The sequence below is a fragment of the Paenibacillus sp. HWE-109 genome, assembly GCF_022163125.1.
Taxonomy (GTDB): Bacteria; Bacillota; Bacilli; order Paenibacillales; family NBRC-103111; genus Paenibacillus_E.
Window position 1 is genome coordinate 2,836,783 of the sequence record NZ_CP091881.1, and the last position, 25,167, is coordinate 2,861,949.

Here is a 25,167-nt window from a genome sequence, read left to right on the forward strand (position 1 = left end):
CCATGCTACAAAAGAAAGGGTGAGTGGAATGGTCAGCTGCTTGACTAGAAACAATCAAAGATGGATCTCTACGGTATTATGCTTGACTATGCTCGGCGGTTTTCTTATCGGATTAGTGCCCCAACGTGCTGAGGCGGCGGTAGTCACTCTACCTATCAATGATACGTTCGACACGGAACAGACAGGTGCAGCACCTGCAGGATATCTAGTTTCTGGTTCCGGTGGTAGCGCTCTCATTAATGATCCAGCCGGAAATGGCAACAAAAGCATCGAGCTGAAGGATACCGATTCGGGTAGTGCCGGTGCCACGATTACTAAATCGTTTACTCCCATATCAAGTGGGAAGCTCATTGTTGAAACCAAATATAAATTTAAAAAGGATGCAACGAATACGTTTAATGTGTTGAACTTCAATCTGAATGGTAAGGTGGGATCTAATACGTCGTCGAAGCCGCTTGTTTCCTTCTCCCTATTGAACAACGGTGCTACTCGGTACACAATTCAATCGGAACCTTTTGTCGGACAGTTTATTCCAAGTGCGTCTGCAGCCATCACGGATAACAGCTGGTATACGATGAAAGTCGTGCTGGATATGAATGCTGGCACATATGACGTTAACATGACAAGTGATCAATTGGATGAAGCTCATGTTTCCTATTTAAGCAGTGGAATTACGAGAGAGGGTCCTAATACCGTTGCGATGCTTGGTAAAAATTTTATTACAGCGGGCATTTCGAGTGTTGATCAGTTTTCGTTCACTACAGGGGCTAATTCAGGTTCCTATTATATCGATGATGTCACCGTCAAGACATTACTAAGCGTGAAGGGCAAAGTGACGAATACGGCGGGTGAGGCACTTGGTTTGACAACAGTGAGCTTGTATGCGGCTGCTGATACAACATTTGCTGCGCCGCTTGCAAGCATGCCAACCTTACCTGATGGTACTTATTCACTTATTGTACCAAGCAGCGGCTCTTATGTAGTAAAGGCTAATAAAGCAGGTTTCATGAGCGGATCAATCCCCCTAACGTTTACGGACAACGATGTGTCTAACACGGATTTTCATCTAGCCGTGGATGCTTCAGATCCGTTATACGCAATAAGCGGGAAAGTGAAAGCAGCAGAGATCGATGTGAAGTTTCTTCCTGGTGCGGTACTGAATGTCTATGCGGAAGGGGATACCTCTTATCTTGTTTCTCTCGGAACAGCCGTTACGGCAGCGGATGGGAGCTTCACTATTAATAACCGTTTGGTAGGTAACCGATATGTCGTTCGAGCCACATTAGGGGGATATATGACAACCAATTACCCCTTGGCTTTGTTCGAGTCTGACGCGGTGAATGCTGATATTCGTATGCCTGCTGCTGTCACAGCTACAGCACAGACAATACCGACGCCACCGCCTGAACATCCGCGTCTTTATGTCAGACAGGGCGATATTCCTGCCCTGCAGCAGAAAATAGCCGTTGGGGGACCGATGAATGCGGTATGGAATAAGGTGATTGCGACGAGTGAAAGCGCATCCTATACAGGTACATCCAGCGGTACAACAGATGAGATCGAGACATACAGCTTCCCGAGTGTTAACAACGCGCGCTATGTCAAAATCGTGGGGTATGGCAGCAGTTCGGGCAGCCTCTGGAATTCCATCGTAGAAACGGAAATATATCCTACCGTTTCTGCGAGCGTAACTAATAAGTTGGCCGTACAAAGTGTGGTCGCTAGCGGCGGTGACCCTGATAAGACACTCGACGGCAACATGGCTCCGGAGTCGAGGTGGTCGGCGGAGGGATCAGGGGAGTGGTTGAACTATGATCTTGGCTCTATTCAGCCTGTTGGATCCGTAGGGCTCGCATGGTATTCAGGTCATACAAGAAAGTCATACTTTGACATTTATGTATCGTCTGATAATGTCTCATGGACAAAGATCGAATTGGGTCTTACCGTACCAGAGGGGACAGTCGAACCTCTAGGGACGAAACCGATGAACTATTCCATTGCTGTCCGTAAAGCGATTGATTCGAACGCTTTGATTTATTTATTGGAAGGTGATCCGCAGCGGGGTAGAAGGGCCATCACGATGCTTATGAATAATTTGAACTCGATTCAGTTTACGGATCAAGGCCAGTATACACAAATTGGTGACACGATTAACGCAGCTGCTATGGTGTATGATTGGTGCTTCGATTTGTTAACGGAAGCAGAGAAAACCACAATCATTAACCGAATAGAATTTATTGCATCCCAAACAGAACTCGGATATCCAGTTTTCAACCAGGGGGCGATTGTTAGTCACGGCAGCGGCAATCAACTATTGAAATATTTGCTTGCGGGTGGAGTTGCCATCTATGATGAGAAACCGAATATGTATCAGCATTCCGCGCTTCGGTTTTTCCAGGAGCATGTGCCAGCGAACGATTTTATCTCCATGGCGGATATGAACTCCCAAGGTGATTCCTACGGTCAAACCAGAATGGAAGCGGAGCTGTGGGCACGTACGATTTTCAAGGGAATGGGGATTGAGAATGTATACAATGAGCAGCAAGGAGGAGCCAGACTTTATCGTGCCCTCTACGAAAGGCGTCCGGATGGACAATTAATGCGTTCGGGGGATTCCTTCTCAGCGACCTATACAGCTAGAGATACGTACTGGAAGTATGCGCCTACGATCATGCTGGGGGCCTCTTATTACAGAGATCCTTATCTGCAAAACGAATTTTTGCGTCAATACCAACCTGGCACGATTGATCCTGTTAGTGAGATTTTATTTGTTGATATGAATCTGCCTACGCAGTCTGATCAGCAGTTACCGCTCACGAAATATTTTGGGTTTCCCATTGGCACAATGATGGCTCGTACAGGTTGGGACACTGGAGCAACCATCAATAAGACTTCACCTGCGGTCGTAACGGAGATGAAGGTCGGCGGGTACATGTTTAATAATCATCAACATCAGGATATGGGGAATTTCGACATCTATTATAAGGGCAGTCTCGCGCTAAATAGCGGTATTTACGAAGGGGATGCCAACGGGAGCGAAAGCGGCTACGGCAAATATTATGACAGAAATTACAATAAACAAGCAATCGCTAATAATACGATGTTAGTCTATGATCCGAATGAAACAAAAACTTGGATGGGAGCAGCTGTAGCTAACGATGGAGGACAACGCAGAGCGAACAAGGGATATGATGCGTTGAAGCTGGAGGAACTAGTTGGAAAAGACGCTTATATGGGCAAGGTGCTTGGTCACGAATTTGGTCCTAATGTACTTGCTCCGAATTTCAGTTATCTCAAAGGTGATTTAACAGCTGCTTATACAGCGAAAGTAAAACAATCTATGCGTTCCTTCGTTTTCCTGAATTTAAAAAATAGTCAACACCCAGCTGCAATGATCGTGTATGACAAAGTGGCGGCCTCTAATCCAAATTTCAAAAAATATTGGCTGCTGCACAGTATGAACGAGCCATTAGTAACCGGTAATACAACAACCATTACACGCAATGAAAATGGATATAACTCTAAATTAGTTAATGAAACACTTCTGCCTGTAGCAGGTAATACCAACATCGAGAAGGTCGGAGGCCCAGGGCACGAATTTGAAGTGTTTGGCACGAACTATCCCGAATCAAGATCGGGACCGGCAGCAACTAATTCCATTGAAGCAGGCGCATGGCGCGTACAGATTTCGCCGAATGCACCCGCACAAACAGATTATTTCCTCAATGTTATGCAGGTCATGGACAACAACGGCACACAGCCACTCGTTACACAGAAGCTTGATATGGAGCGGATGGTTGGCGCGAAAGTCGCAGATAATGCGGTATTCTTCAGCAAGACCGGCAATCGCCTCGACGGCAGCGTAACGCTTTCGGTGTACGGAACAGAAACCAATATGCAATATGTGGTCACTGATCTTGTGTCTGGAACGTGGAAAATAAGTCGTAATGGCGTTGACACTGTTAGAACAGTAAGTGAAGAGGGGGGTGTCCTCTACTTTAACGGAACTGTGGGAACGTATACACTTACTTATATGGGTAGTACAGGTGTAACTGCACCTACATCTACATTAACCGGAGTCACTAGTGTCATGTCTGGTCAGTCATTTGATGTGACCTATGGATTGAGCCAGGTTACACAAAGCGTATTTGCACAGGATGTAACCTTGCAGTATGATGCCACTCAATATGAATTCCTTTCTGCGGAGTCTCTCCAAAGCGGACTTTCGATTGCAGAGCAAAATAAGACACCGGGCCAAGTGAGAATCATTGCGGCAAGTTCGGGGGCGGTAAATGCGGTAACGGGTACGGCTGATTTGCTGAAACTGCACTTCAAGGCCAAAGAAGTAACGCAAACCGTGACAGGCTCCGTTTACTTGACCAACGTAGTTGTCTCGGATGGAAATGGGCTCGAAACGATTGTGAACAACGCTGCCGCTCATCAGGTTCAAATTACCATTGTGGAGAAAGCGGCCTTACAAGCGCTGCTTATGAGCAGCCAAGCTTTACATAATGCGGCTGTAGAGGGAGCGGGAGTAGGCAAGTATCCGACTGGTGCGAAAGCCATTCTGCAAGCGGCAATCGATAGCGCGCGAGCAGTAGCCAATCAGAGTACGGCTACCCAATTGCAAGTGGATCAAGCCCTCACGCAGTTACAGGCGGCTGTACAAACTTTTACAGTTTCAGTGAATGCAGCTATTCCAGGCGACCTGAATGGTGATGGTAAAGTCAGTATTGGTGATCTAGGTATCGTTGCTGCACATTATGGAAGCACGTCTGCTGATCCTAACTGGCATCTATACAAACAAGCGGATATCAACAATGACGGCATCATCAACTTTGCTGACCTTGCAGCTGTTGCTAGTCTGATATTGGCTATGCATGAATTTAAGTAGACTTAGGGTAGGAGTGGGTTCAGGTTGGTTGCATCATTTTGGAAAAGTAGGTTGGCAGAGATCAAGGAATACCTAACGAATGTCACCTTGGGCAGCACCCGAGTACTTGCTACATCGGCGGGTGGAAGAGACATTTATATGGTGGAATACGGAGAGAAGGAAGACTTTGTCCGGAGGGCCAATTACAGTTCAGCTACTGGTGCGGGGAATTCGGAGCATTATGCACATAAAGGTGAAGATAGCAAACCTGTGCTGCTCCTTGTCGGAGGCATACACGGCGGGGAATTGGAAGGTATTGTCGCTGTCATGAATTTGATTCATCTGCTCGAAACGGGTACGGATTATCGGGGGAAGCGGCATGATTACATCTATGAAAATGCCCATCGATTCCGGCTTCTCCTCATCCCTTGCATGAATCCTGATGGAAGGGCACGGCTGCCAGTTGATACGATGATCGATGTAAGTTATGAGAAATTCGTTTACTATATGCAGGGGACGTGGAAAGACGGCACCTTATGCGCGTGGCCAGACTGTAAGGCGGTTCATCCGATCAAGGATTATGCAGATTATTTGGGCTCCTATTTTAATGATGATGGTGTCAACTTGATGCACGACAACTTTTTTGTCCCTATGGCTCTGGAAACGAGTGCACTGCTTGGTCTGGCTGACCAAGAGGCTACTGATTTCACAGTTTTGCTGCATGGTGGAGCTAATTATGAAAATCATTTTTATGAAATTCATTATCTCCCCTATGTCGTTATGCAAAAGCAACAGGCGTTCAACCATAGTCTTGTTGATGCATATGCGAAGCAAGGGCTTCCGTTTACGGAACGGAATCAAATGGTCGTGGATGAAGGGATATTTCCTTATCCTTCGATTAATCTCACTTCTGCGATCCACCATGTTTGCGGAGGCATGAGTATGACTTTTGAATCCAATATGGGATTGGATGCTCCTGGCATTAAATTGACGGCAGATGAGATTTTGGATAGCCACTTCGTGTTGTTTGAAGAAATGTTCCGGTTTAACTTGAGAGGTTAAGAAGCAACAAGGGCACCCATTAAGGGTGCCCTTATCTTCAATAGGTGAAACGATATGTTCCTGATCCTAAAGTCAGCGAGACACCCAAGTCGGAAGGTTTGATGGCTTGAATTCCTTCGCTTTGCCCCAACGCCAAGCCATTCTCACGGAGTATGGTCTCTTTGGCATTCGGAAGATGCACGGTTGCCATCGTATTCGGTGGAATGCTAACCCTGATGTCCATCGATTGATCTTCCAACCGCCGCCATGCTGAATGGATCAATCCATACATGGATTCCAGAGAGGCTTCCACCCAAGTCAGACCTTCGCCCGGCAGCGGTTTAATGTGAAAATGCTTGTACCCTGGCGCATCTTCATCAACCTGAATACCGGCAACACAGCGATACAACCATTCGCCAACGGCGCCATAAGCATAATGATTAAATGAATTCATATCCGTGCTCCAGAAGCTTCCATCCTCCTTGATACCGTCCCAATGCTCCCAAATCGTGGTAGCTCCTTTGGTAACCTGGTACAGCCAAGACGGATAATCCGTTTGAAACAATAGCTTGTAAGCCGCATCCGTATGACCTGTTTGACTTAACACGAGATTCAGATAGGGGGTGCCGACAAATCCGGTCGTTAGATGGAATTCGCTTTCTTCCAGAAGTTCTACAAGTTTATGGGCCGCACGTTCCTTAGCGTTGCCATCCACTAGCTCGAACATGAGCGCCAATACGTGTGCCGTCTGTGTAGGGACAGACAATCTTCCGCCCAGTGTAACAAACTCTTGTTGAAAAGCATTCCGTATTTGCGTGTGCAGCTCCATATAGCTTTCTGCATCATGATCTTTCTTCAGCACTTTAGCTGTTTTAGCGAGCAGTGAGACCGAGTGGGCATAAAAAGCGGTTGCAATGAAGTCGCGGTCGGTAGCGCCGATATAGCTGCCCGGCTTGGAATCCAGTCCTAACCAATCGCCGAAATGGAAGCCCGTATTCCATAGAAAGGTGTTTTCACCTTGCCTGTGTATATATTCGACCCAGGCTTTCATGCTCTCGTACTGCTGCTCGAGAATTCGCTTGTCACCGTAGAGTTGATAAATTTCCCATGGACATATGACGGCCGCATCGCCCCAAGCTGCTGAAGAGTGGCTGTTTTCACTGAGCACATGGGGAATAACGAAAGGAACGCCACCGCTTGCAAGCTGATCTGCTGCTAAGTCATGCAGCCATTTGCTGAAGAATGGAGCAACATTCATGAGATGGGCGGAGGTGCGAATAAACATTTGCGCATCTCCCGTCCAACCCAGACGCTCATCGCGCTGCGGACAATCGGTGGGCACATCGAGGAAATTGCCTTTCTGCCCCCAAAGAATATTGTGCTGCAGTTGATTCACCAGTGGATCCGAACATTGAAAATCGCCTGTCCGCTCCATGTCGGAATGGAGCACTATACCGGTGAATTGCGCAAGTTGAATCTTCGCCCCAAAACCGTTGAGTTTCACGTAACGAAAACCTTGGAAGGTGAAGCGGGGCTCGTAGGTTTCGGGCTCGCCGCCTCTCAGCACATAGCGGATCGTCTGCTTGGCATTGCGCAAATTATCTGTATAAAAGTTGCCGTCCCGGTCCAACACTTCGGCATGCTGCAGCGTCACTTCTTGACCGGAGTGGCCTTGTACTGTGAACCTCACCCATCCGACCATATTTTGGCCCAGATCGATAACCGTTTCTCCGGATGGTGTCGTCAGCAGAGCGACGGGGGGGATCTCCTCGATTTTCCGCACCGGTTCATTTTCTTGAGCGAGAAGGGCATCTTTGGCGTGCGGCAGCGTATCCACGACCATCCATTCCGCATCGTCGTAACCAGACATGCTCCAATCGGTTTTCTCCAATCGAGCATCATACGTTTCCCCGTCATACAATTCCGACATCAGGATCGGGCTTTCCGCTGTCTTCCAATCGCTATCCGTCATGATGACATCTTTCGTGCCATTCTCATATTGGATATGCAGCTGCATCAGGAAAGCTGATCTTTCACCATACACGTTCGGCCGATGCTTCCCGGTTAATTTACCCTTGTACCAGCCGTTTCCGAGTACAGCGCCGAGCGCATTGCCACCTGTCGAAAGCAGCTCCGTAACGTCATATGTTTGATACTGTAGACGATGCTTATAGCTGGTCCACCCGGGTGTGAAGTAATAGTCGCCTACTCTGCGGCCGTTCAGCAGCATTTCATAAAGTCCCAGGCTGGTGGCATAAATGCGGGCGCTTTTCACTGGTTTGTTGACCTGAAATGTGCGACGCAGCAAGGGACAGGACTCCGCTCCCCACAATCCTATTGGAGCGCTGATCCACGCAGCTTGCCAATCTTGAACATCGAGCAGCCCCATTTCCCAGAAAGCAGGGTCCGACCAATCCGTTTCCTCTCCCTGATCGCTCCAAACCTTAACGCGGTAGTAGTAGCGTCCACCTGGCTGCCAAACCAAAGCTGTCAGTTCCACATGGATGGATTGATCGGTATGCACCTTGGCAGAGTCCCAGAGAAGTCTGGAGAATGAGGGATCCTGCGAAATTTGTATGTGATAAGCGGATTGCAGCCACGACCGCGTATCCGACTGAATCTGCCAAGAGATCCTTGGATGACGGATATCGATACCGATTGGATTTTCCTTATACTCGCATCGCAGCTTGTTTACTAATGCCATGAGGCTCACTCCCTTTGATTTCAATGTCCAATTTACCATGTATTTAATTTCTATTATAATTATAAAAGAGTTCCAACTTGCTTTTATGTAGGTATTTAGGACATCAAATATAGGTTAAACGGACATTTTATAGAATAGGGGGTTAAGCGCCATGGAGTTTCCAAAGCATACGCTTAAAGGGGATCTTTTTTTCCCGCATCATCAGATGCTTTACATTAACCGAGTAACGGAAACTTTCCGGTTATCCCAGCATTCGCATGAGTTTATCGAACTGGCATATGTTGGGGAGGGCAGAGGGTTTCATTATATTGAAAATGAGGTTCATCGGGCAGCGCGAGGCCAGCTCTATGTCATCCCGATCGGGGTTTCACATGTTTTTCGCCCATCGTCAGCCGATGAATCAAAAGAGCCGTTAATTATATATAACTGCATTTTCACTCCGCAATTGCTCGAAAGCTTGCTGCCTGGCGTAACCGATCCGGCTATCGCGGCGTTTATGCAATTGCTGAAAGAAGAGGCGTACAAATATGATTCGATTGTTGATGTCGATGCTTCGATCGAGAAGCTGTTCCTTGCGCTGTATCAGGAGTTTTCTTTACCGCAGAGCGGGTCCACAACTTACCTGAACAGTCTCCTGCTGCAGCTGCTTGTTACGATTTACCGATTGATTAACAGGGAGCAAAGAGCAGGACTGCCGGCTGAATCCGCTCAACCGGACAGGTTTCTCCAAGTCCTTCTTTATATGGAGCAGCATTATGCTGAGGGGTTGACATTATCTCATCTGACGCAGAAATTTCAATGGAGTGAACGGCAGCTTCAACGATTGTTTAACCGACATACAAGTCAAACCTTTCATTCTTATCTGCAAAGCTTGCGTATCCGCAAAAGCTGCGAGCAGCTGCGCGATTCACCGCATAAGATTAGATCGATTGCGGAATCGGTAGGGTACAAGGATCTAAATTCGTTTATCTCGATTTTTAAAAGGATTGTCGGCATGACGCCGGGAAGCTATCGAAATCAGTTCGAGTAAGTCGCTAAACGGCGACCGGTTATGAGTATAATCGCAACAGTGGTCAGCAATAAGCCAGCGCATATGCCATACATATAAGAGTAGGACAAATGATCGGCAATCGTGCCCATCACGATGTTGCCAAGTACAGAGCCCAGATCGGATACGGCAATGAACACACCGATTAACGTATTGCGGGATGACATTGGCAGAACTATGGTCAAATACGTCACTAAATGAGGGTAAAGCAGTGCCATGCCTAACCCAATCAATATGGAACCCGCATACATGAATGAGGCTCCGCCATATACGGCTAGTGCCAATAGCTGTAAGCCAACAGCCATACTTAGCAGTAAGCAGACGAGGAAACGGGGATGCCATTGGCCGTCTGAAGGAACTTTTTTGCGTAAGGCGAATCTGCAAAATACCATCACACCAGCTTGGAGCATCAAGTAAATGCCGGCATGACCGACACCGCTTTGTTTGGTATAGAGCGCAATAAATGTTGTAACAGCCCCGAAGGAGACAGAAGCAATCAGCATGGCTGTGCTGCATACGAGAAAGGCGCGATGAGTCCAGAGTTGGCGCAGTTGAGAAGACATGGAGCTTGCTTGCTGCTGCTCATCCTGAGTGACTTGCGAACCTGAGGGTAGCGGAGCCTTGAAGCCTAAGATACCTGTGGCAAGGGCAATAATGATCATAGCTATGGTGAATGCGTTCATTCCACCCCAGTCCCACAAGGTTAATGCCAGAATAGGACCGATTACGGTAGGCAGCATGCCCGCTAACAAATAAAGCGATATGCCTTGAGAACGATCCTTGTGAGCCAGCTTATCAACAATACCTAGCTGCAGCGATAAGGAGAAAAATGCCGTCGTTATACCCTGCATTGCACGAAGTGCGAAGTACCATTCCAGCCTTGAAATCGTATACAGAATTAGAATAAGGCCATTTGTGAGTAATAAAACACGTAAGACAGACAGCGGTCCGAAGCGCTGAACGATGCTGCCCGCCCACGGACGGAAGAGCATGCTCGTTATCATATAAGCGCCCATCATAACGCCGATTGCTGCATTGCTCGCACCTTGAGCTTCACTGCGTAAAGGCACAATGATATTCAAGATCGGATTCGCGCTGAAAAATAGAAAAGTAATGGCGTATAGCTTGATAAAAGGTAAAGATAAGGGGCCGTTTCTGTTCATAGCGACCGACATTCCGCTTTAACGGACTTGATTTTCCGGTCTCGAGGATGCTCAGCAAGGACAGATTGCAACAAAAGCTTCACAGCAGGATGTGCCGATGTGAAAATCGATTCCTTATTTTCGAACTGTCCCACGAGCTCTCCCTGATCCATGACCGCTAACCGATCCGAAAGGGCGTAAGCAGCCTTGATATCATGGGTAATGAACAGATAAGAAAGCCCAAATGATAGCTTCAAGTCATGCAGCAATGCTAGGATTTGGCTTTGATTGACCATATCAAGGCTGCTAATCGGCTCATCTAACACGATGAGTTTCGGGTTTAGCGCAATCGCCCTGGCAATGTTGATTCTTTGCAGTTGGCCGCCACTGAATTGGTGGGGGTATTTCACCATGTCCGCTGCCTGCAGACCGACCCTTTCCAACAGCTCGCCGATCGCTCGCTTTTGTTCAAGTGACGACATGGACTTGTAGTTGCTGAGCGGCTCTCCAATGATTTGTTCGGCACACATCCGTGGATTAACCGCCGAATAACAATCTTGAAAAACAACTTGCAGATCCCGACGAATCTTTCTGCGGGCTGTTGCATTCATGCTGTACATATCGTGCCCCATAAAGGTGATCTTGCCTTGCTGTGGTTTTTCCAAACCAAGAATGACTTTTCCCAGCGTGCTTTTCCCAGCTCCGCTGCTTCCCAATAATCCGAGACAAACGCCTTCATTGATAGAGAGAGAAATGTTGGAAAGGATCGGCCGTTGTTGGCGAATTGAGCCAAATAATCGATTTTTTCCGTAAGTATGACTGACTTCCTGTACTTGCAACAAACTCATTGTTGTTACCCCATTTTTAAAAGTTTACAGCATATTCTACCGTCTGCTTGTTAGAAAGATCGGGCAGCTGCAACCTCGCGTTTAGCAATTTTTTGGTATAGGCATTTGCAGGGTGATCGAACAGCTCAAAGACATTGGCTTGTTCAACAATTTTCCCATGCTGCATGACCATAACTTCATCTGCCATCTCTGCAATGACGCTTAAGTCATGAGATATCAGCAAAATGGTTGTGCCGCATTCCGATCGCAACCGTTCCAGCTGTGTTAACACTTGCAATTGATTGACCATATCGAGTGCAGTCGTTGGTTCATCAGCGATGACGACGGCGGGCTTCAGGCACATGCACATAGCAATCATCACCCGCTGCAGCATGCCGCCGCTCAGTTGAAAAGGGTACATCTTGAGAATCTCGTAAGGCTTGGGCAAATTCACTTTTTCTAGCGAAACGGCAGCCAACTCATAGGCTTCTTTTTTGCTCAGCTTACAGTGCGTACGGATGGTCTCGATAAATTGATTGCCAATTGAATACACTGGCGTGAAGGCATTCATCGGATTTTGCCTAATAAAGCCTATTTCTTTGCCGCGAATGCGGCGCATCTCCTTCGGATCCAAGCCGTTAAGCTCCCGGCCACCCAGTTGAATGCTGCCTTCGACAATGGTATGTTGATCCATCAACTGCAAGAGTGAATGGCATGTAATGCTTTTGCCGCAGCCGCTTTCGCCGACTAGACCGAGAATTTGCCCCTCATTTAAATCAAAATGAATATCATGAAGAAGCTGAAGCTGGCCTTGATCTGTTGTGACTTTGACGTTCAGCCCACTTACCTGCAAGACTTTGCGAGTTGTGTCCATCTAAGAGCCTCATTTCTTGTTTAAAATCGTTTTTTTACCCCAAATTTATTCGATAGCGCTTCACCGAGCAGATTGAAATTAATGACGACAAGTAAAATAAAAAATCCGGGGTACATCATCAGTTCAGGATGGCTCCGAATGTAGCTCTTGCCCTCATGAATCATGGCGCCCCACTCAGGGGTAGGCGGCTGAATGCCTAAGCCAAGGAAAGACAGCGCAGATATATCCATAATCGCCCAACCAATCTCAAGTGTCCCGATTACGACAATCGGGGGCAGAACATTCGGAATGATGTGTTGCCTCATAATGGTCCATGGTGAGGACCCGCTTATCATAGCAGCCGTAATAAATTGGCGTTCTCTTAAACTGACAACAAGGCCGCGAAACATACGAGCATAGGTTACCCACTGAACAAGAAGCAGGGCAAACACGATCTGCATAATACCGGGACCTAGCATCGCTACAATTCCGAGCACAAGCACAAGGTTTGGAAAAGCCATAACGCCATCGCAGAAGCGCATGAGGAAGGTATCGATCCATCCGCCTTTGTAGCCCGCAACCGTTCCAACGATTAGCCCTATAGTTAAGGATAAAATAAACACAAGGAAAACTAAGCCTAACGATATGCGAGCTCCGTACAACAGTCGGGATAATAGATCACGCCCCAAATGATCCGTACCTAATAAATAGTCAGACGAAGGAGGCTGCAGCTTCAAGGCTAGATTGACCTTGATCGGATCATGGGGGGCAAGCCAAGGTGCCAGAATCGTGATTAAGAAACAAAGCAGCAGGAAGCAAGAACACGCGATGATGGTCTTCCTACCGGAGAGAAGATTCTTCATAGGTTTAATCACGAATCGGTTCTTCCTTTCAAGGAAATTCGAGGGTCCATATACATTTGAACAATATCAACGATCAGGTTGCAAAGAAGGAATGCGCATGCAGCGAGAAGCACATAGCATTGAACGACCGGGATATCTCGATTAAAGATGGCTTCAATGAAGTATCTGCCAATCCCTGGCCATGAAAACACTTGCTCTACAATAATCGTCCCCGTGAGCAGCTTGCCGAAATTCATACCTAAGCCAGTAATGACGGGGGAGATGGCAATTTTCATCACATGTTTAAGCATAATCACTTTTTCATGTATACCACGAGTTCTGGCATATAACACATAAACTTCTTGTAATTGCTCCAAAATGCTTGCCCGCAAAAGTCGGCTATAGACCGCGATAAGTGCAAGTGACAGGGTTAGTGAAGGCAGGACTAGATGCTTCCAGCTTCCCATGCCATTAACAGGTAGCCAATCCAATTGAACAGCGAAGAAAAAGATCAATAGATAGCCGAGCCAGAACTGCGGAATGGATGCGCCAAAAAAGGAAAGTGCTTTGCTGAAATAATCCACCCAGCTGTGGGAGTAAACAGCTGACAAATACCCCAGTCCTATGCTGACAATAATCGTCAATATGATGCTGGTGAAAGCAAGCTGCAAGGTGGCCGGCAGTCGCAGTGTCACCTCGTCCCATACAGGTTTATTGGACAGATAGGATGTTCCGAAATCAAGCCGGGCGATTTGGGCTAATGAATGCAAGTACTGCACGTAAAGCGGTTGGTCCAGTCCCAGTTCGTGCCTCTTCTCAGCAAGCAGTTCCTCCGTCGGTTGAATATGCGAAGCGGAGAAATAAGCTTCCGCCGGGTCTACCGGCGAAAGCTGAATCAAGATAAATGTGAGAAGTGTAGCGAATATAACCAAAGGAATAATGGCGAGCAGTCGCTTCCCGATATAGCTACTTAATTCCATTGAAAGGGTGATCCCAACGGCTTGCAGGGAAGGTAACATTGGATAATGATTTATTGTAAACAACGGTTTGTTTAATGTAAGAAATGGGGACGATGACGGACTGCTCATGCAAAGTTGTCAAAATTTCCGTATAAAGCTTCTTGCGTTCGACTTCATTCGTGGAAGCAAGTACCGTCTGTATCTTCCGGTCCAGCTCCTGCTTCATAGGAATTCGTGAATGGGCTTCGGCTACACCAAAGCTTGGTTCTTTCACAGCATTAATAAGCGTATGGGGATCATAAGGGACGCCGGAATTAAACCAGAAGCGGACGTCGAACTTGCCTTCTCGGAGCAGCTTCGTTGCGGTCGTTAATTCCACACCGGCGATGTTCAGCTTAACGCCAATTTCTCCCCATGCCGCCTGTACGGCTTCTCCCATTACTTTTTGAATCGGATCGGTTTTATCGTATACTAATTCCAGCTCTAATTTTTTGCCGTCTTTTTCCCGAATGGTTTGCCCCGGAGCCAGTTTCCAACCGGCATCATCTAGATATGCCATTGCTTTGGCTGTGCTGTAATCAACCGGGTTAACTTTCAAATCCACGTACGGATAGTTGTTAGATAAAAGCGAATCGGCTTTTTGTTCTACACCGCCTGTAATACCATCCACGATGCTCTGTTTATTCAAGCCATGTTGGAGTGCAAGACGAACGCGTTGATCCGCAAGCTTCTCGTTGGAGGAGTTCAACAACATATTTCTAGTACCTACCGGATCCGAGAGAGCAGTTCCGTATTTGCCTGTGCTTTGCAGTTGTTTATAGGCATCCAGGCTAATCGCGCCTTCGCCAAATATCATATCCAGTTCGCCTTTTTCAAAAGCTAGTACACGTGTTTCGCTGTCAGGAATGATTTTAACCGTTACCTTATCAACCTTTGGCTGTTCACCCCAATAGTTAGGGTTTCTAGTGAAAACGGTGTATTGATCTTGTTTGTACTCTGTAATCATCCACGGTCCTGTACCTATCGGTGCTTTTAGATCTTTTAGGGTATCATCGCCTTCTGGGAAGCCAGCCTCACCTAGGAAACGGAAAGGCCGAACTGTCGCCAAATCCTGTAAAGTTGGATAATACGGCTCAGAGAGCGTTAATTTAATCGTCTGCTCATCAACAATCTCGGTCTTTTCCAGCACCTTTGCGATGCCAAGCCAAGAATGCGTGCTTTTATTTTTCAGGATGGCATCGAAATTTCTTTTCACGATAGCAGCGTTAAATGACGAACCATCCGAGAACTTAATATTTTTACGAAGTTTGAACGTGTACTCTTTGCCATCCGTGGAAATGTTCCATGACTCGGCAAGGTAAGGTTTAAGCTCTCCGCCTTCGTTATAGCTGACAAGCGGCTCGTAAATCATCGATTGTGAAAATAATTGATTAGGGTAGTAGGCATGAGGATTCGACGGGCCCAAATCTCTCATCCAGGAAACGGTGATCTCCTTTGGTTTCTGTGTCGGAGCAGCTTTATCGTTGGCTGCTGGCTTTGGATTCGCGCAGCCTAATACAGTGATAAGCAAGGCTAATAGCACCGCTATTTTGGGTAGGAAGCGAGTTGATTTTTTACGGATCATCGGATTAATTCCCCTTTGTATTGTGGTGATAATGATTATCATGCTCGTTTATATTATTTTGTTTTGCTATACTTAACAATGGAGAAATAACTGTTTTTTTATTGGACAAAAAAGAGAAGATATCCCGAGACACAAGCATGATTGACTGGAAAAGGAAGGGAACCCGCACATGCACATATACGATATATTAGAGGTAAAAATCATAGATTTGTTATCTAACAAGTTGGTTGTTCCAACGGATAGGACGGGCCATCGCATCATTTGCTTTGCCCGAATGGGAGGGAACCTTCGTCTGGCCGGGCATATCCTGTATGCGGAGCAAGGATCTTGTATGCTTTTGGCCCCTGGGGACAAGGCGGAAATAGAGATTAGCGGCGGAAGTGATCTGCTTGGAGCTGTGTATATGATTCGTTTCCATGCCTATGCCATGGGGGAAAAAGAACCTTCGATGGATATTGGGCCCTGTGTTCCCTACGAGACGAAGATCGATGTGAGGCCATTGTCGCGGCTTGTCGATTTACTAGAACAGGTTGCTCATGGAGCTAGTGATGCCTTGAGACATGAGTACATAGAACGTTGTAAACAGCAGATTCGTCTGCAAGAGCTTCTTGTATTGCTTATGGAAAATGTCCAAACCATGCATTCTTTCACCGATTCCACATCAGCTGTTCAACAGACCATTAACTATCTCAATAACAACTATCGGGAAGAAATTACGGTTGAACTGCTATCGCGAATGTCAGGTGTGGGCCGTTGGAAATATAGTGATTTGTTTCAGTCGTTGATTGGCAAAAAACCGCTTGAATATTTGACGGAGGTACGCATTAACAGGGCCAAGGAGCTTCTTCTCCAAACGGATGACCCTTTACGCGAAATTGCCCGCCGAGTCGGTTTTAAGGACGAGTATTATTTCTCCCGCAAGTTTCGGCATGAGATGGGGATGACGCCCAAACAATATGTCCGCTCAAAAAGCAACAAAGGGGTAACCAATGAACGAAGCACAAGCCCTTTCACAAGAGTTGTGGCAGTGGGTGCTGTCCTTGGTGATTTATTGGCTTTAGGCATTAGGCCGATTGGTGCAGATATGACGGTAATTGGCAAAAAAGTAGTCTATCGCGAGGAATTGAACAACATCGCAGATGTCGGGCTCTTAGGTGAACCCGGCAAAGTGAAAGCGTTGAATCCCGATCTCATTGTATATAGTGGTTTCCGGCTCGATTGGATAGATAAGCTGTCTAATATTTCTCCCATCGTAGCTATTGACCGGTTTGAACATACGTATGATCGGCTTATAAAAGTAGCTGATCTATTCGGTAGGACCAACCAGGCTCGCAATTGGGTGGAGAGCCATAAGATGAGATCCACAGAGATATGGAAGCAGCTGTTTGCGTATCCTATGGACAATCGGAAACAAGCCACAATTTTTGTCGTGAACGATGGTGTTATCTATGTCATGGGAATGAGAGGTGTAGCGTTTACGTTATATCATCCATCATCTGCTTTCGAGCCTTCTGACAAAGTGAAGGATTTGATAGCTAAGAACATTCCATTTTTCGCTATTGAACACGAGATGATCAATGATTACGAGGCTGACCATCTGTTTCTTCTTGTGGATGAGTGTAAGCGATCGAAGATTAAGGCTCAGAAAGTGACTAATCATCCTTATTGGAAATCGATGGGGGAAGATCACGTTCATGTGCTTGAAGCGAAATGGAATTTTGACGATCCGATTACGATGGATCGACTTCTCCCGTTATTACCACGAATTATTAGATAGAGGACGGAACTACGACATTCATAAAATAATTAATTTGACAAGAAATTTGTTTTATTGCTACTATAGCAATATTACATACCTGATAATGATTTTCATTATCACAAAAAGTAAGCTGTTATAAGAGAGGTCATTCTCTTTTTTTACGAAACAATTGAGAATGATTATCCCTATCAATTAACTGGGCTATTTTGAGAGGAGAAATATGCAGTAAGGATCAGGTTTAACAGCTACTAGATTGATTTATACCAACAAGAATGCTGAAAAGGAATGTGAGACAATGAAGAAAAGCAAGTCAATAATTTTAAAATGTGTTTTGTCAGCTACTGTAATGACGTCTGCACTGTACGTCGGATATGGAGAAAAGGCGTTCGCTGCTCCTGTGTTTAGTCAATGGGGAGAAGATGGCGAAGAAGAGGGGCAATTCAGTTTTCCCCAAGGGATGGCGATTGATCAAGCAGGAAATCTTTACGTCGCGGATACAATGAACAGCCGTGTACAGAAATTCACATCAAATGGGCAGTTTCTGCAAGCATGGGATATTGACGGAATGATCTTCGGCATGCCGAGGGCCATTGCGGTTGATCATAGCGGTCTTGTCTATGTCAATAATGGACAAGGTAACATTCGGGTATTTCAGTCAGACGGCACCGAGCTGAGGCATTGGGATGATAGTAATTATCTGAATGCTGGTGTATTGGGAATGGCAGTCGACCAACAGGGGAATGTGTATGTATCGAATGCCGGATTGCATCAGATACGCAAATATGATCCGATGGGTCAAACTTTGCTCACATGGGGAGCGCGTGGGGCTGATCCAGGTCAATTCAATGCGCCGTCTGGCATCGCGGTCGACCGCGATGGCACCATTTTTATCGCGGACCCGGGCAACTTCCGCATCCAGAAATTCGATAGCATGGGCCAGTATCTTGGACAATGGGGAGAGACGGAAAGCGCCGAACCGGGGAAATTCAGTTTTCCACAAGCGCTCACCTTTGATCAATTCGGAAATCTGCATGTGATGGAGACGAAGAATTATCGAATTCAAGTACTTGATCCGTACGGGAAATCAATCCGAATGTGGGGCAAGGAAGGCTCAGCTCCAGGAGAATTTGAAGTTACATTCGGTGTTGCCGCCGACAATGCCGGGAATATCTATGTAGATGATTCCATGCTGCGCCGTGTGCAAAAATTTTCACTCACCTTGGTCAGCCCGCAAATCGTGACAACTTCAAACCAAGCAACCGTCACATGGTCTGAGGTAGAGGGGGCAAACGATCTCGAACTTGAATGGTCGCAAGACGGAAAAAGCTGGAGCAAAAAAGCCTTGGCTGCCAATGAAACGCAGACAACGATTGCTCCATTGACAGACAATACAAACTATCAATTCCGCCTGAGCGCCAATTTTGCTCCAGGTTACAGAATGGCTTCCAATCTGGTGGAAGCTAAAACCGCGAACCTGCCAGTGCAACCGTCCCAACCGGATACAGAAGAGTCATCAACACCGATTACGCCACCTATTGAAACCAAATTGACTTCAACGAATGGTCAAATGACTCTTCCCGTGGGTACAATAGGCGAGGTTAGTCTTGAAGATAAGATCGGAATCTCGATTCCGGCTAATGCAACAACTAACGAACTGAAATTAACGATAGAGAAAGTCCTAAACCCCCAAAATATGCTAAATAATAAAGAGGTTTTGGGCAGTTCAATATTTGAAGTGCTGAAAAATTTCCCGGAAAACTTCAGTAAACCGGTAACGATAGCATTAACATTTGATCCAACAAGTTTGAAGAGCAATCAATCGGTGGCTGTCTTCTATTATGAAGATGGGAAGAAAGAATGGATAGGTGTCTCCGGGGATAAGATCAACGGCAACCGCATAAGTGTAGAAGCTAATCACTTTGGGAAGTTTGCGGTACTCGTTGTTGATAAAGCTACAGGGAAGCCAGTAACGAACCATCCAACGGAAACGCCACCGACAGAAAAGCCAAAGGAAGTTAAGATTAGTGATATCTTTGAGCACTGGGCAGAGGCGAACATCAAGCAAGCGATAAGCAGTGGAATCATCGCGGGTTATCCGGATGATACATTTAAGCCGAATCATACCGTGACTCGTGCGGAATTTGCTGTCATGCTGATGAATACGCTGAAGCCGGAAGGAGCAGGAGTAGCACCGACCTTCTCAGATTCTGGGGAAATCGGAGCTTGGGCGCAGAAGGCTGTCGCGCAAGCCGCACAAGCTGGCATCATTAATGGCAATGAGGATGGCACATTCCGTCCGAATGCAGAAGTTACACGAGCGGAGATGGCCGTGATGATAGCTCGCGCTATGAACTTGACTATCGAAGCAAATGCCGCAACTGACTTCGCAGACGACAAGGATATTCCGACATGGGCGAAAGGCAGTGTTGCTAACGTGAAGCGAGCAGGCATTGTGCAAGGAAAAGACGCGAACCAATTCGCCGCTCAAGACCATGCTACAAGGGCTGAAGCCGTAACGATTCTGCTGAAAATGTTGGCTCAGAAGAGCAAGTAGTGAAGTAACGCTAACAAACTTGGACGGTCCTAATCGACCCTCTAAGTTTGTTTTTGTATTTACAAATAATAGTTGCAATAGCATCCTATTTGGTGTATTTTAAAATTAGTTGCAATAACATTCTATTAAAGGAGGAGATCATGTGAGCCAACATTGGAGGCAGAATGACAAGGACGCATCGGAATCGCACGGTCAATACATCTCAGCAATTTATCGACACATGCAGGTAGCGATCTCAGCCGAACTGGCACCCTATCGAATCGGAAGCGGACAGTATATTTTTCTGATGGCGATCGCGTTTCAGCAACCGATCACTCAGAAGGAGCTAAGTGAGAAACTGTTCATTGATAAAACGACTACCGCCAAAGCGATTACCAAGTTGGAAGCAGAAGGTTACGTAAGGAGGGAAGTCGATCCCGCCGACAACCGCTATCATCTGCTCTATTTGACAGACTCGGGCCGTGAGGTTGTACCTAAGGTACAGGAAGCGCTGGCTCGCGTTAAGAACAAAACACGGAACGGCATTACCGATGAAGAGTATGACTTATTACTGCGCTTGCTGACAATCGTGCTCCGTAATCTGACCAAATAAAAATTGATGGGTGAGATGAAAAATGATTAACGAGGCATTCCCCTATGAGAAAAAGCGAACTCAAGTATTCGGATTAGAGATGGCCTATGTGGAGGAAGGAAGCGGTGACCCGATCGTCTTCCTACACGGCAATCCAACATCCTCCTATCTCTGGCGCAACATTATTCCTTATGCTCAGAAGTTTGGCCGCTGCATTGCGCCTGATCTTATTGGAATGGGAGATTCGGCGAAGCTTCCGGATAGCGGGCCTCACGCGTACACTTTTGACCAGCACCGCCGTTATCTTGATGAACTACTCGATCAGCTTGGCGTGAGCGAGCGTGTGACCTTCGTGGTGCACGATTGGGGATCGGTACTAGGCTTCGACTGGAGTAAGCGCCATCCGGAAGCGGTCAAAGGGATCGCTTATATGGAAGCGATTATTCAGCCACGCAGTTGGAGTGAAATGCCGGAGAATGGACGTAAGATCTTCCAAACACTCCGGACGCCGGAAGGGGAGCGCATGGTGCTAGAGCAAAATTCGTTCATCGAGTTCAACCTGCCAGTCAACATATTGCGCAAGCTGACGGATGAAGAGATGGCACAGTACCGTCGACCGTTCCTGGAGCCGGGCGAAAGCCGCCGTCCAATGCTCAGCTGGGCACGCCAGCTTCCATTCGTTGGAGATCCGACTGACGTACCGGAGATTGTCACTGAGTACGGAGAATATCTGGCGCAAAGCGCTGTTCCCAAACTATTTATTCAATGCGCCCCCGGCTTATTGCCGCAATCCCACATCGATTTCTGCCGTACATGGCCATCGCAAACCGAAGTTACTGTGCCAGGCCGCCACTATCCCCAAGAGGACGCACCCGATGAAGTTGGTGAAGCGCTTGCTGCATGGCTGAGAAATTTGCCGGAAATGTCATTATCGGGAGGTTGAGGGAACTAGGATCCGCTATAATACAGAAAATTGCCTAATTCCACTCCAAAAGGAACTACGATCCGCTATATCTCCATTTACCGGTCAGAATGATCATTTTTTGCTAAATAGCATACCTCAGTTCCCTTTCATGCTACTTTTACCCCGGTTCCTGCCAATTAGTGGATCATAGCTCCTTTTCACATTACGTTCTGCGATATCGCATAGCCCAAAGGGAACATCAACGGATGCTCCCACATGGAATGATGCCATGGAGCACTGCTCATGAAGAATGGCTGGACACACTTATTTCCGCACGATGGGCCTTTTCCTTTATAAGGTATCTCTTATTACGGACCAAAGGATTATGATGATCTCGAAATATATAGGAATTAACCTATGAGGGGTCATTTAACATGAGAATTCATTCAGGCGTTATAAAAAGTATCAAAATTACATTATTCAGTATGGCATTGCTCCATACAACCTCTGTTCACGCTGACGAAAGTCCTTCGCCTTCTGTGTATTTGGACGGTCATCTGTTGTCTTTTGAAACACCTGCGGTTATTGAAAATGGATATAGCCTCGTTCCGATGCGTACGCTATTTGAGGCTGAAGGTGCCCAAATTTCTTGGGACGAAAGCACACGAACAGTTACAGCTAAGAAAAACAGTGATATATTTACATACCAAATCGGTGCAATGGCTGCTTATAAAAATCAACAACGACTAGAGTTGCCCATAGCCGGTAAAATTATTGCTGGGTCTACGATGGTTCCACTTCGATTTATAAGCGAAACGCTTGGTAATTTCGTGGCATGGCATGATTATTCCCGAACAATTACGATTTCGTCTGTTCATGACTATGAAACTACGATTCAATACGGCGTCAACCTGCGTGACACTCCCGATAAAGATACGACGGACGGAAGCGTGCTCCGAATGCTTCCCAAAAGCGATAAAATTCACGTAATCCGCGAAATGGACCCGAATTGGTTGGAGGTTCAAACCCAAGACGGCACAATTGGATTTATCTCTGCCGCTCCGATGTATTCCGATTACATGAGCCAGTCGTTGACTGCTAAGAAAGCGGAGCAGTTAATCACTTTGGGAACCAAATTCCTAGGAACACCTTACGAATTTGGCGCCGCAACAGGTCAAACCCATACATTCGATTGCTCATCTTTTGTGAAATATGTTTTCAGCGAGGCGCTGTCCATTAATCTCCCGCGTGTTTCCTACGATCAGGCGCTAACAGGAAAAGAAGTTGGGCTCGATGAAATCCGCAAAGGTGATCTCTTGTTTTTTAGCGCTCGCGGGCTCGATATTGGTCATGTAGCCATCTATGCAGGAGATAATCAGTTGCTACATACCTATTCGAAAGACCTTGGCGTTCATATAGAGAATTTCGATGAGAAGTGGAAGAAGCGTTTTGTTACGGCACGCAGATTGTTCTAATAGGCAAGAGGGCGGGCAGGGGATTTTGTCATCAAACACAATCCTAAACAACCATTTGTATAGGCAAACTAAAAACGGAGAACGCGTTGCATACGCGGCTCCGTTTTTTGGTGATTTCAGTCTATTTGTAGTCTTTAGGTGTTATGATCCGGCATCAATGAACTGACAATCATAGTTAACGTTTGTCTATAAACCCCATAGGCTGTTTGTTCATCTCCCAAGTGCCCACCCATGTAAAGATGAATAGCGCCGTGGAGCGACGCCCAGCATATACGTACAACAGATTCCGTATCATACCCGGCTGGAATCAGTCCTTGCCCTTGCGCATGGCTAATCGCGGTCAAAAATTGCCTCATGGCTGTTACTGTGCCATGCATGCTTTCTTCATCTGGTTTGAAATCGGCGAAGGCTCCTCCGAACATCAGCTTGTAATAGCCGGAATAACGTTGCCCGAATTGCCAATAGGCTTCACCTAAAGTCAGTAAATGTTGTATTGGATCAGCAGTCTGCGGCGTCCTCTCGAACTCGTTAGCGAGAAGCTTACAACCGTGCAGATACAATTGCTGTGCTAACCCCTCTTTATTGACAAACAAACTATAAATGATTTTTGTAGAACAATCCATTTTCTGAGCTACTCTGCGAACCGTAACAGCTTCCGGGCCCTCTTCTTGCAGGAGGGCTGCTGCTGTTTCTACAACTAATTTGCGTAGATTTTCATTATTTTGCAAGCGAGCTTCTTTGTAGGTTTTCAATATTCGTGTGGTCGTATTGGAAGAGATATCTTGGTCGCTCATAATCATCACCTTCGGTTATCGTGTTTTTGTCAGGAAACAAGGTTTCTGACTCTCTTACCAGAGATTTTATACAGTTGTCAGAGAGATGTCAATGAGATCGAGAATGTGGGAAAGTGCATGTTGACTTTCAAAAAAAGACGAGTTACAATGAATCTCGAATGAAACACTGTTACCGATTAGGGATGATGATTCTTAGTTTCCTTAGGGAAGGGAATTAATTTCGACCAATCGGTAACGTTGTTTCCTAATAATAACGAAGTAACTAAAGGAGAGATGAACGATGACAATTCAGGGGAAATGGGCGCTAGTCACAGGAGCTTCTTCCGGTATTGGAGAGCAATTTGCTAGACAACTAGCCAAACAAGGCAGTCACTTGGTACTCGTTGCTCGATCAACGAGTAAGCTTGAGAGCCTAGCAGATGAGCTTAGAAAGAAGTATGGCATCAAAGCCGAGGTTATCTCAATCGATCTTGCGAAAGAGGGCGCACCCAGTGAGTTGTTTCGGCAGTGTGAACTTCTGAAAGTGGAGATCGAACTGCTAATCAATAATGCAGGCTTTGCTACTCATGGTTTGTTCGAGCAAGTGTCAGGTGAGCGTCAACATCAAGAAGTTATGCTCAATGTTGCTGCTGTTGTAGATATGACGCACTTGTTCTTGCCAAACATGTTGCGCAAAAACTCAGGCGCAGTTATTAATGTGGCTTCAACAGCCGGATTTCAACCGCTTCCCTTTATGGCAGTATATGGGGCGACGAAAGCGTTCGTCTTGTCGTTTACACAAGCATTATGGTGGGAAAACCGTAACCGCGGCATCAAATTTTTCGCACTTTGCCCTGGTTCGACGGACACCAGTTTCTTTAATGTTGTAGGAGCGGAAGAAGCTTCCGTTGGAAAAAAGGATACGCCAGAAAGAGTCGTAGAGGTTGCGCTTCGCGCGTTGAAGGAAGGGAAAATATATGTCGTTCCGGGTGTGCAGAATTATCTCGGTGCGCAGTTAGCGCGATTTATTACACGAAAGCAAGGTCTTCGTCTTGTTGGAAGCATGCTTCGTCCGCGTGAAGGATCTGGCAGTAATAAGAATCCTGGTAATCAATCTGATCTTGCAGGGAGGACAATTCAATGAAAACAATACAACTGACCAATGACTTCGGTTTCGAGGAACTGACCCAGGTGGAACTCGACTCTCACTTCCTTGCT

Annotated in this window: 17 protein-coding genes; 9 read left to right on the plus strand and 8 right to left on the minus strand. The window is 46.5% G+C overall.

Annotation, left to right across the window (positions count from 1 at the left end):
• The first annotated feature begins 28 nt into the window (after nt 1–28).
• Complete coding sequence (gene hepB / locus LOZ80_RS11520) at nt 29–4,894, plus strand: heparin/heparin-sulfate lyase HepB (protein ID WP_238171567.1); 4,866 nt, start codon at nt 29–31, stop codon at nt 4,892–4,894.
• A 24-nt stretch (nt 4,895–4,918) separates the two neighbouring features.
• Nucleotides 4,919–5,935, plus strand: coding sequence for a M14 family zinc carboxypeptidase (locus LOZ80_RS11525; RefSeq protein WP_238171568.1), 1,017 nt, complete (start codon nt 4,919–4,921; stop codon nt 5,933–5,935).
• A 37-nt stretch (nt 5,936–5,972) separates the two neighbouring features.
• On the opposite strand, the gene LOZ80_RS11530 is transcribed toward LOZ80_RS11525, so the two are convergent.
• A complete protein-coding gene (locus LOZ80_RS11530; RefSeq protein WP_238171569.1) occupies nt 5,973–8,618 on the minus strand; it encodes a family 78 glycoside hydrolase catalytic domain in 2,646 nt (881 codons plus the stop codon).
• 151 nt (nt 8,619–8,769) lie between these two features.
• On the opposite strand from LOZ80_RS11530, the gene LOZ80_RS11535 reads away from it, so the two are divergent.
• Nucleotides 8,770–9,648, plus strand: a complete 879-nt coding sequence (locus LOZ80_RS11535) for a helix-turn-helix domain-containing protein (protein WP_238171570.1) — start codon at nt 8,770–8,772, stop codon at nt 9,646–9,648.
• Here LOZ80_RS11535 and cntE read toward each other — a convergent pair.
• The 6 genes from cntE to nikA are packed head-to-tail and all read right to left on the minus strand — an operon-like array spanning nt 9,636 to nt 15,913.
• Nucleotides 9,636–10,829, minus strand: a complete 1,194-nt coding sequence (gene cntE / locus LOZ80_RS11540) for a staphylopine family metallophore export MFS transporter CntE (RefSeq protein WP_238171571.1) — start codon at nt 10,827–10,829, stop codon at nt 9,636–9,638. The two genes, LOZ80_RS11535 and cntE, sit on opposite strands and share 13 nt — an antisense overlap.
• Nucleotides 10,826–11,656: a nickel import ATP-binding protein NikE gene (nikE, locus tag LOZ80_RS11545; RefSeq protein WP_238171572.1), complete on the minus strand. Its 831-nt coding sequence runs from the start codon at nt 11,654–11,656 to the stop codon at nt 10,826–10,828. Before nikE ends, cntE begins: the two co-directional genes overlap by 4 nt.
• Nucleotides 11,657–11,672: 16 nt before the next feature.
• Nucleotides 11,673–12,509: an ABC transporter ATP-binding protein gene (locus LOZ80_RS11550; RefSeq protein WP_238171573.1), complete on the minus strand. Its 837-nt coding sequence runs from the start codon at nt 12,507–12,509 to the stop codon at nt 11,673–11,675.
• A gap of 20 nt (nt 12,510–12,529) precedes the next feature.
• Nucleotides 12,530–13,351 (minus strand): nickel ABC transporter permease subunit NikC, encoded by an 822-nt coding sequence (gene nikC, locus LOZ80_RS11555; protein WP_238172959.1) that lies wholly within the window; start codon nt 13,349–13,351, stop codon nt 12,530–12,532.
• Nucleotides 13,352–13,359: 8 nt separating this feature from the next.
• Entirely contained in the window at nt 13,360–14,310 is a 951-nt protein-coding gene (gene nikB, locus LOZ80_RS11560; protein WP_238171574.1) for a nickel ABC transporter permease subunit NikB, read from the minus strand.
• A complete protein-coding gene (gene nikA / locus LOZ80_RS11565; RefSeq protein ID WP_238171575.1) occupies nt 14,297–15,913 on the minus strand; it encodes a nickel ABC transporter substrate-binding protein in 1,617 nt (538 codons plus the stop codon). The genes nikB and nikA overlap by 14 nt, the downstream gene beginning before the upstream one ends.
• A gap of 169 nt (nt 15,914–16,082) precedes the next feature.
• Here nikA and LOZ80_RS11570 point away from each other — a divergent pair, with 169 nt between their 5' ends.
• The 5 genes from LOZ80_RS11570 (at nt 16,083) to LOZ80_RS11590 (ending at nt 23,176) form a co-directional block, all read left to right on the plus strand.
• The gene (locus LOZ80_RS11570) at nt 16,083–17,690 is read left to right on the plus strand and encodes a helix-turn-helix domain-containing protein (RefSeq protein WP_238171576.1); all 1,608 of its coding nucleotides are present in this window, start codon (nt 16,083–16,085) and stop codon (nt 17,688–17,690) included.
• Nucleotides 17,691–17,967: 277 nt separating this feature from the next.
• Nucleotides 17,968–20,226 carry an S-layer homology domain-containing protein gene (locus LOZ80_RS11575; RefSeq protein ID WP_238171577.1) on the plus strand — a complete coding sequence of 753 codons (2,259 nt, stop codon included), beginning with the start codon at nt 17,968–17,970 and terminating at the stop codon, nt 20,224–20,226.
• Between the two features lie 142 nt (nt 20,227–20,368).
• On the plus strand, nt 20,369–20,818 hold the full coding sequence (locus tag LOZ80_RS11580) for a MarR family winged helix-turn-helix transcriptional regulator (protein ID WP_238171578.1): 450 nt from the start codon (nt 20,369–20,371) through the stop codon (nt 20,816–20,818).
• A gap of 22 nt (nt 20,819–20,840) precedes the next feature.
• On the plus strand, nt 20,841–21,740 hold the full coding sequence (locus tag LOZ80_RS11585) for a haloalkane dehalogenase (protein WP_238171579.1): 900 nt from the start codon (nt 20,841–20,843) through the stop codon (nt 21,738–21,740).
• A 395-nt stretch (nt 21,741–22,135) separates the two neighbouring features.
• Entirely contained in the window at nt 22,136–23,176 is a 1,041-nt protein-coding gene (locus LOZ80_RS11590; protein ID WP_238171580.1) for a stalk domain-containing protein, read from the plus strand.
• A 134-nt stretch (nt 23,177–23,310) separates the two neighbouring features.
• Here the strand turns inward: LOZ80_RS11590 and LOZ80_RS11595 are convergent, their stop codons facing one another.
• Nucleotides 23,311–23,970, minus strand: a complete 660-nt coding sequence (locus tag LOZ80_RS11595) for a TetR/AcrR family transcriptional regulator (RefSeq protein ID WP_238171581.1) — start codon at nt 23,968–23,970, stop codon at nt 23,311–23,313.
• A 280-nt stretch (nt 23,971–24,250) separates the two neighbouring features.
• Here LOZ80_RS11595 and LOZ80_RS11600 point away from each other — a divergent pair, with 280 nt between their 5' ends.
• Entirely contained in the window at nt 24,251–25,093 is an 843-nt protein-coding gene (locus tag LOZ80_RS11600) for an SDR family NAD(P)-dependent oxidoreductase (RefSeq protein ID WP_238171582.1), read from the plus strand.
• The last annotated feature ends 74 nt before the right edge of the window (nt 25,094–25,167 follow it).

Coding starts and splice junctions, on each gene's coding strand:
- hepB (WP_238171567.1), top strand. CDS start 29: ATGGTCAGCTGCTTGACTAGAAACAATCAAAGATGGATCTCTACGGTA.
- LOZ80_RS11530 (WP_238171569.1), bottom strand. CDS start 8,618: ATGGCATTAGTAAACAAGCTGCGATGCGAGTATAAGGAAAATCCAATC.
- LOZ80_RS11535 (WP_238171570.1), top strand. CDS start 8,770: ATGGAGTTTCCAAAGCATACGCTTAAAGGGGATCTTTTTTTCCCGCAT.
- cntE (WP_238171571.1), bottom strand. CDS start 10,829: ATGAACAGAAACGGCCCCTTATCTTTACCTTTTATCAAGCTATACGCC.
- nikE (WP_238171572.1), bottom strand. CDS start 11,656: ATGAGTTTGTTGCAAGTACAGGAAGTCAGTCATACTTACGGAAAAAAT.
- LOZ80_RS11550 (WP_238171573.1), bottom strand. CDS start 12,509: ATGGACACAACTCGCAAAGTCTTGCAGGTAAGTGGGCTGAACGTCAAA.
- nikC (WP_238172959.1), bottom strand. CDS start 13,351: ATGAAGAATCTTCTCTCCGGTAGGAAGACCATCATCGCGTGTTCTTGC.
- nikB (WP_238171574.1), bottom strand. CDS start 14,310: ATGGAATTAAGTAGCTATATCGGGAAGCGACTGCTCGCCATTATTCCT.
- nikA (WP_238171575.1), bottom strand. CDS start 15,913: ATGATCCGTAAAAAATCAACTCGCTTCCTACCCAAAATAGCGGTGCTA.
- LOZ80_RS11570 (WP_238171576.1), top strand. CDS start 16,083: ATGCACATATACGATATATTAGAGGTAAAAATCATAGATTTGTTATCT.
- LOZ80_RS11575 (WP_238171577.1), top strand. CDS start 17,968: ATGAAGAAAAGCAAGTCAATAATTTTAAAATGTGTTTTGTCAGCTACT.
- LOZ80_RS11585 (WP_238171579.1), top strand. CDS start 20,841: ATGATTAACGAGGCATTCCCCTATGAGAAAAAGCGAACTCAAGTATTC.
- LOZ80_RS11590 (WP_238171580.1), top strand. CDS start 22,136: ATGAGAATTCATTCAGGCGTTATAAAAAGTATCAAAATTACATTATTC.
- LOZ80_RS11595 (WP_238171581.1), bottom strand. CDS start 23,970: ATGAGCGACCAAGATATCTCTTCCAATACGACCACACGAATATTGAAA.
- LOZ80_RS11600 (WP_238171582.1), top strand. CDS start 24,251: ATGACAATTCAGGGGAAATGGGCGCTAGTCACAGGAGCTTCTTCCGGT.